1 protein-coding gene is annotated in these 1405 nt (G+C 59.8%); it reads right to left on the reverse strand.

Translation table 11 applies throughout. The features are described 5' to 3' along the window. Positions 1-187: 187 nt before the first annotated feature. Entirely contained in the window at positions 188-1357 is a 1170-nt protein-coding gene (locus tag DVH23_RS23180; protein WP_114579691.1) for an ISH3 family transposase, read from the reverse strand. Between the last annotated feature and the right edge of the window lie 48 nt (positions 1358-1405).

Consider the following 1405-nt stretch of genomic DNA (forward strand, 5'->3'; position numbering starts at 1 on the left):
CTCAGTACCTCACAAAGCGTCCTCAGCTCACTGCCGCTGAAGCCTGAATTACCGACGAATCTGGGCTGGACGGGTGCTCCAATGATCCATCCCAGCCGCGGAAGACAGAGTAGCGTCGCAGTCGGCGGCGGTCAGCCGCCGACGCGACGGCGTTGCCACTGATCGGCAGGGCGGACTCGGTCACCAGTTACCGGTGGAATCGGTCATCCGGTGGCCGGTTTGCGGGGACGGCCCGACGCGCTGCGAGGGCCGTCCACGCCGCCCTAATTACCATGTCGACGAACTCTTCGAAAGGCCACCACCAGAGGCGACGCCCGCCCTGGCGGGGCGTCGCCACATATTCCCAGTGCAGGTACCGCCAGACGTTTTGGAATAGCAGGCTCAACACGACGAACAACAGCCGTCTCGTCGGATCTTGCGTTGTCGTCGAGATCAGCGTTGACTCGGAGAGTCGGTAGCTGGCTTCGATCCCGAACCGTTTGCTGTAGTGGGATCGAGCCTGTCGTGGCTCGTCGATAAACGGCGCGTCGACGGCGTAGCCGTGACGCGCCACCCCGTGTTCGTCGTATCGACCGTTCTTGTAGGTACAGTCGATCATGACCGGGAATTCGACGGTCCACTCGTGCTCGCCGTAGGACGTCGTGAGATCGTGCGAGATCTCACGACTCCAGCCCTGGCTGAGTTCGGTCTTGATCTTGCTGCCCCACTTGATGATCGGAACGATGTACGCGAAATTGTGCGCCTGGAGCAATGTGAGGCATTTCCCGTCGTAGAAGCCGCTGTCGAGATAGGCCGCTTTGACGTCGAGCTCGAAGTTTTCGAGCAGTCCAAGGAACTCAGCAAGAACATCGCTGGCGGTGTCGCCGTCGGTGAGACGGCGCACCGCCAGGGTGTATCGCTTGTTGTTCACGCGTGCGTAGAGCGTGGCGTAAGCGTGGAATGCGGTCGTTCCTGCTTTGGCCTCGTTATAGTAGAGGCCGTCTGTCTCGTCTTCGTCACCGTAGTAGGGGCGCAGGTGGAGGTCTGAAACGACCTCCACCTGCTCAGGGAGGGTTTCGAGAACCTCCTGTTGGAGAAGCGTGTTCCCAGTCGATTCGACGGTTTCGAGGTCGAACTTGGTCCGGAGATGATGAAGAACGCCGTTGCCAGAGGGAGCGTCTTCACTCTTCTCGCAGAGCGTGGAGATCGAGGTCCCGTCGGCGGTCGCGCCGACGAGGACCTCGAAGATCTCTTCAGGATCGGTCTCAGCGTTCTCGCCGAGGTCAAGCGAGAACGCGTCGGTGAGAACGTTGACGAGAAAGTTAAGAAGCTGGTCCTCGTGGATTTCACCGTCTGCTTGCTGCTTGGTCTTAGACACAACTTCGGCAAGCAGACGCCTCAACTAACTGGCTTTGTGAGGTACTGA

Origin of the sequence: Saliphagus sp. LR7 (assembly GCF_003344565.1) — an archaeon.
GTDB lineage: Archaea > Halobacteriota > Halobacteria > Halobacteriales > Natrialbaceae > Saliphagus > Saliphagus infecundisoli.